Origin of the sequence: Terriglobus sp. YAF25, assembly GCF_052113305.1 — a bacterium.
GTDB lineage: Bacteria > Acidobacteriota > Terriglobia > Terriglobales > Acidobacteriaceae > Terriglobus.
The window spans coordinates 1-6,177 of record NZ_JBFRCY010000222.1 but is presented as its reverse complement, the minus strand read 5'-3'; the positions used below and the strand labels follow the sequence as shown (position 1 = coordinate 6,177).

At 58.7% G+C, this 6,177-nt stretch carries 7 protein-coding genes; 2 read left to right on the top strand and 5 right to left on the bottom strand.

The window, feature by feature from the left end:
- On the top strand, positions 1-1,969 hold a 1,969-nt coding region (gene pnp / locus AB4043_RS11180), incomplete at its 5' end, for a polyribonucleotide nucleotidyltransferase (protein ID WP_442307072.1).
- A gap of 46 nt (positions 1,970-2,015) precedes the next feature.
- On the opposite strand, the gene AB4043_RS11175 is transcribed toward pnp, so the two are convergent.
- Positions 2,016-2,813 carry a hypothetical protein gene (locus AB4043_RS11175; protein ID WP_442299400.1) on the bottom strand — a complete coding sequence of 266 codons (798 nt, stop codon included), beginning with the start codon at positions 2,811-2,813 and terminating at the stop codon, positions 2,016-2,018.
- A complete protein-coding gene (locus AB4043_RS11170; protein WP_442299401.1) occupies positions 2,813-3,223 on the bottom strand; it encodes a hypothetical protein in 411 nt (136 codons plus the stop codon). Before AB4043_RS11170 ends, AB4043_RS11175 begins: the two co-directional genes overlap by 1 nt.
- A gap of 68 nt (positions 3,224-3,291) precedes the next feature.
- Here AB4043_RS11170 and AB4043_RS11165 point away from each other — a divergent pair, with 68 nt between their 5' ends.
- Entirely contained in the window at positions 3,292-4,038 is a 747-nt protein-coding gene (locus tag AB4043_RS11165; protein ID WP_442299402.1) for a dienelactone hydrolase family protein, read from the top strand.
- Between the two features lie 164 nt (positions 4,039-4,202).
- On the opposite strand, the gene AB4043_RS11160 is transcribed toward AB4043_RS11165, so the two are convergent.
- The 3 genes from AB4043_RS11160 to AB4043_RS11150 form a co-directional block, all read right to left on the bottom strand.
- Entirely contained in the window at positions 4,203-5,174 is a 972-nt protein-coding gene (locus AB4043_RS11160; protein WP_442299403.1) for a TIGR01777 family oxidoreductase, read from the bottom strand.
- The gene (locus AB4043_RS11155) at positions 5,150-5,983 is read right to left on the bottom strand and encodes an ABC transporter ATP-binding protein (RefSeq protein ID WP_442307071.1); all 834 of its coding nucleotides are present in this window, start codon (positions 5,981-5,983) and stop codon (positions 5,150-5,152) included. The genes AB4043_RS11160 and AB4043_RS11155 overlap by 25 nt, the downstream gene beginning before the upstream one ends.
- Positions 5,984-6,177 (bottom strand): ABC transporter permease (locus AB4043_RS11150; protein ID WP_442307070.1); only part of this gene is annotated, 194 nt, incomplete at its 5' end.

Sequence of the window (6,177 nt, the reverse complement as noted above, 5' to 3'; positions counted from 1 at the left end):
CCTCAACATCATGGTCGTCGGCACCAACGACGGCATCGTGATGGTCGAGTCCGGAGCCAAGGAAGTTGCCGAGGATAAGGTAGTCGACGCAATTGAGTTCGGTCACAGTGAGGTCAAGAAGATCGTTGCTGCGATCAACGAACTGGTAGAGAAGGCCGGCAAGACCAAGCGCGCTGTTGCCGCCGTCGAGAAAGACGAGACCTATTACAACGAGTTGAAGTCCAGGGTGGGCGACCGCCTGAAGGATGCACTCGACACGCAGAAGTACGCGAAGATCGACAGCTATGCCAAGGTCAAGGAGATCAAGGACGAGCTGAAGGCCGCTCTTCCAGCCGATGAGCCCGATGCTCCGAAGAAGCTTTCGAAGTACTACGAGCTGCTGCGCGAGAACACCTTCCGTGAGCAGGTGCTCGATGAGCGTATCCGTCCGGATCGCCGCGCCTTCGATCAGATCCGCCAGATCGACATCGAGGTTGGCGTTCTTCCCCGCACCCACGGTTCGGCGCTGTTTACCCGTGGTGAGACACAGGCCCTCGTGACTGCCACACTCGGTACCGGTGATGATGCACAGCGCCTCGAGACCTACATCGGTGAGCAGAAGAAGACCTTCATGCTGCACTACAATTTCCCGCCGTTCTCGGTCGGTGAAGTTGGCCGTATGACCGGCGTTGGCCGCCGTGAGATCGGCCACGGCGCCCTGGCGTCGCGTGCCATCGAGGCGGTTCTGCCCTCTGAGGCGGAGTCGCCCTATGTGCTGCGTGTCGTTTCGGACATCCTGGAGTCGAATGGTTCGTCTTCCATGGCAACGGTCTGCGGTGCGTCGCTTGCCTTGATGCACGCCGGCATCAAGCTGAAGGCCGCTGTCGCGGGTATCGCGATGGGCCTGGTGAAGGAAGGCGATAAGTACGCCGTTCTGACTGACATCGCTGGTGCGGAAGACCACTATGGCGATATGGACTTCAAGGTGGCCGGTACCCGCAACGGTATTACCGCTCTCCAGATGGACATCAAGATCATGGGCATCACCGCGCAGATCATGCGTGAAGCCCTGGAGCAGGCACGTGTTGCCCGTCTCTTCTTGCTGGACAAGATGGACGCCGTTATTGCTACTCCGAGCGAGAAGCCTTCGGCTTACGCTCCGCGTATCCACACCATGCAGATTCCGACCGACAAGATCCGCGATCTGATCGGACCGGGCGGCAAGGTGATCCGCGGCATCATCGAGGCCACGGGTGTGAAGATTGACGTCGACGATTCGGGCCGCGTCAATGTAGCTTCCTCGGACCGCGATGGGTTGGATCGCGCCATCCAGATGATCAGCGATCTGACGGCAGTGCCCGAAGTTGGCAAGACCTACCTGGGCAAGGTTGTTCGTCTGGCGGAGTTCGGCGCCTTTGTCGAGATCTTCCCCGGAACCGACGGCCTGCTGCACGTCTCCGAGATCGCAGAGCACCGCGTGAAGGACGTGAAAGACGAGCTGCGTGAAGGCGATCAGGTCCTGGTCAAGGTCCTGGGCATTGAAGGCAACCGCATCAAGCTCTCCCGCAAGGCTGTTCTTCGTGAACAGCGTGAGAAGCTCGGTCTGCCTCCTGTTGCTCCGCAAGAAGGTGGTAAGAGCGGGCAGGAGGGTGGCAAGAGCGACCGTGGCGACCGTGGACCGCGTGCTCCGCGCCCCGAGCGTCAGCCGTCGAATGAGCCCACCATCACCATTGAGGGTGGCGACGAATTCGACGAGGACGACGAGGAAGGCGATGACGACTTCGACGGTGAAGGTGGCGAAGGCGGTGAAGCCGTTGAAGGCGGTGATGAGAACTTCAACCGCGCTGACGTGCCCGGAGGTTTCGTCCAGGGTGCCGGACAGGGACAGCAGAAGCGTGATGGTGGCCGTGGTCGTCGTCGTCGCCGTGGTGGACGTCGTCCCGGTGGACCGGCTGGCGGACAGCAGGGTGGCGGCAATCGCCCTGCCTAAGGCATAACAAGACGAAACCGGACTGCTACAGCAGTCCGGTTTCGTTTTAAGCCGTGCGTCGCGACAGCAATATGAGGCCTGCGGAAGACACCAGCAGCAGAAGAACCCCGCCGGCAAAGCGGAGCGTCATCTGTTGATGAAGAGCGACCCAGCTGGTCAGGATCGAGATGGCCATGGGCAGAAGGTAGCGTGTACTCAAAGCTTCCGGACGCATCTGCGGCAATAGCCAGAGAAGCAGGAACATTGCCGGCAGATCGATACAGGCGATCCAAAGCAACTCAGGCAGCGAAAGGAAGATCGGTCCACGTGCGATGGTTGCGATCCAAAGAACGGCGGCAGCGCTCAACAGTCCGGTAGTTCTGAATCCCGCTGCGGCCGGCGCCATGACTGAAGCGACGGCTGCGCTGGCAATGCCGGTAAGAAGGAGTAGCCAGTGAACTCCATCGGAGGGAGACGCAGGGAATTGAAAGGGAAGGATGAGTAATGTTCCGGCAACCCCAGCGAGCGCGACGATTAACATTTCCTGCCGCAGGCCCGTAGACTGCGCTCCACATACGACTACGATCAACACGGGTGTGAGAGTCCAGAGTGCGGCACTGGTGTATCCGGAGAGATGCGCCGCCTGCTGCAGTAATAAGGGAAGCGCAAAAAGCCCCAACGCGGAGACGATGCCACGACGGCTGATGCTGCGTTCTAAAGGGGAAAAGGAATACAGGAGTGCGCCGAGAGTACAGATAATTGCTGCGCGTAATGTAGATGACGTCGCCGGTAATACCAGGAGCTCGCGTAGCCACTCCATACCCCACAGAAGGCAGAGCAGCAGCAACGCCGCGATCTGCCGCATCAGCGCCAACTGACAGCAAGATGCCAGCGGTGACCGCGTACGGCTGCTTTAAGCAGTACGGTCTCGTACTCTTCCAGTTCAGCGAGCACGATTGATGTCTCAGACCCAAGAAGCTGTGGTTCCTTGCGCAGGTCATCAAGCAATGCCTGCACAGTCAGCAGGCCATCCGCCGGTGCATACCATTGGGTTGGAGGCATGCGCCTCAGAAGCTCGGGATTGCCGGCGCCCTCTTCGATCAGCAGCGCCATGGAGTTCTCATCGGCCGAGAAGAACTCGATCAGGGGCTTTACATTCAGACGGAGCGCCAGCTTCTCGATGGCATCCTCGTGACGGGCTAGAGCCCGTCCATTCACAAAGATGTCGTAGCCGGGGTCCTCTCCTTCCACGACGATATACATGCTCGCAGCCATTGCACCATCAGTGTAGCGGAGGCGGCTCTCAGGATCGAGTTGAACTTTTCTCTTCTATAGTGGACTGCATGACGATTCTGGAAAATGAGCACGTAGAGCTCTCCACCCCCACCGGTCCGATGCGGGTACATATCTTCCGTCCGGCCGCAGAGGGCAAGTATCCTGGCGTTCTCTTCTATACGGAGATCTTCCAGGTAACAGGTCCCATCCGCCGTACCGCAGCCATGATTGCCGGACATGGGTATATCGTCGCCATTCCGGAGATCTATCACGAGTTTGAGACCGCAGGGACGGTGCTGGGTTATGACCAGGCCGGAAGCGATCGAGGCAATGCACTGAAGACGACAAAGACGCTGGCGGGCTATGACGGGGATGCGCGTGCGGTGCTCGATCATCTGAAGCAGCGTCCGGACTGCACCGGACGGCTGGGCGTCATGGGCATCTGCATTGGCGGTCACCTTGCGTTTCGCGCGGCCATGAATCCGGATGTGCTGGCGACAGTCTGTTTCTACGGAACGGATATTCATAAAGGATCGCTAAGCGTAAGCGGAGATGATTCTTTGGCGCGTGCGGCCGAGGTCAAAGGCGAGCTCTTGATGATCTGGGGACGGCAGGATCCGCATGTCCCACTCGAGGGCCGGAGAAAGATTCTTGCGCGTCTGGATGAGCTCAACCTGAACTTTACCTGGCACGAAGTGAATGGAGCACATGCCTTCCTTCGAGACGAGGGGCCTCGCTATGATCCCGCTCTGGCACGCTGGGGTTATGGGATGGCGCTCGAGCTCTTCCATCGCCGTGTGGCAGTGGGTGGTTAGGAGATCTACGGTTCATCGCGATTGGGCGGTCCGAGCGTAGCTTGAACCGCCTTTTTTCTTGTCATTTCGCAGCGACCAAAGGGAGCGGAGAAATCCGCTTTTCTGCTGGACATTTTTTGGCCACGAAGCTCGAACGTTATTCAATCATTCACTTCTTCAATCATTCAATGACTCAAGAGCAGATCCTGCACAGCTCCTGGCCAGTCCGGAAAGCTCCATGTGAATCCGTGTTGCTGCAATACCGTCGGCACGCTGCATCGTGACTTCAGAACCAGCACCGGTTCCGTCCGTAATAGAAGGGAACTGAGCTGAATTCCAAAAGCGGGCGCAGGCAGGCCGATGGGCATGCGAACAGCTTGCCGCAGCAAGCGCATGAACTCGAGATTCGGCAGCGGCTGTGGACTGGTGATATTCACAGGACCTGCGATGTCCTCTCGTTCGATCAGGAACTCCACAGCCCGGGCATAGTCGGCGTGGTGCATCCACGAGATGAATTGCTCCCCGGATCCCTGCGGTCCCCCAAGACCGAATCGTGCCAGCGTCGACAACAGCCTAAAGACGCCGCCCCGGTCCGGAGAGAGCATCAACGTGGTGCGTAACGCCACCTTGCGCGTGCCCGGTACCTGTTCCGTTCGAAATGTTTCCTCCCATCGCCACACGACTTCTGAAAGGAACCGCCATGATTCGGGAGTTGTGCTGTCCATCGCTCCCGTATCTTGATATCCGCTGATGGTGGTCTCGGGAGTAGGAGCAAGAGAGTGTGGGTAGATATCGACAGCGGAAGCGTTAAGCCATACACGTGGTGGCCGTCTGCGGGAGCGAATGGCCGCTGCCGTTGTCTTGGTCGCATCGAGGCGGCTGTCGAGGATCAGGGCGCGATGTTCAGGGGTGAAGCGGGTATTGATGCTTGAACCGGCGAGATTGATAACCGCGTCTGCCCCTTCAAGGCATTTGGTCCACCGCCCAACGGTCTTACCGTCCCAGGCTACTGTAGCCCAGGGCGCGGGATGTGGAGTACGAGAGATGCTGATGAGCTCGATGCCTCGGCCATGAAAATGGCGAGCCAGGGTCTGGCCAATCTGGCCGGAGCCGCCAAGGAGAACGACCTTGCCTAAGCGAGATACTCCCTGATCCATGGGTCTTCCGAATGCGTGAGTTCAAGTGTGGTGCCGTCGAAGACGACCCGTCCCTCATTCAGGATGAGGAACTTTGTATTCTCTTCGAGCTCCCCTTCGGGCAGGAGCTCCAGTCGCTGTTCCTTCTGGTCGTAATAGTGCTTGGCCAGGGTAAAGGCGTCCTGCAGGCGATGCGTGATGAGCAATGATGTCGTTTGGGAGACATCGCGTTGCTTGGCCACCAGGGCAACGATGGTTGTTGACGTGATGGGGTCCAGACCGCCGGTCGGTGAATCGTAGAGGATCAGGTCCGGACCGGTAATGATGGCGCGGGCGATCGAGACACGCCGGCGCATACCGCCGGAGAGCTCAGAGGGAAACTTCTCAATGGCATGACCCAGTTCGACGAATTCCAGCGCTTCCACGACGCGGCGATGAGCCTCTTCCGGGGCAACGCCTTCTTCGTTGAGGCGGTAGGCGACGTTGTCCTCGACGTTGATGGAGTCGAACAGAGCCGATTCCTGAAAGACCATACCGATACGCCGACGCAGTTTGAAGAGATCCCGCTCCCGCATCGCCGTGATCTCTTCTCCAAAGACGAAGATGCGGCCCGAATCCGGCTTGAGAAGACCATCAACCAGCTTCAGCAGAACAGATTTGCCACCGCCCGCCGGGCCCAGCAACATGCGGGTCTCACCGGGCATGAYGGTAAAGGAGACATTGCGCAATACCTCGTTGCCTTCGAAGCTGATGGAGACGTCCTCGAAGGAGACAACCGGAGCGTCAGGAGGCAATCCATGCTTGAGCGCGGTCTCTTTGATGGATGGCATCTAGCGTCCCAGGATCCCGATCAAGAACCGGGTCAGAATGAAATCCGAAACGATGATCAAAATGGAAGAGGCTACTACGGCCTCAGTCGTGGATCGTCCCACACCCTGGGTGCCGCCTTTCGTCTGCATGCCGAAGTAGCAGCCGATGGACGAGATGATGAAGCCGAAGAAGACCGGTTTCGTGAGCCCTTGCC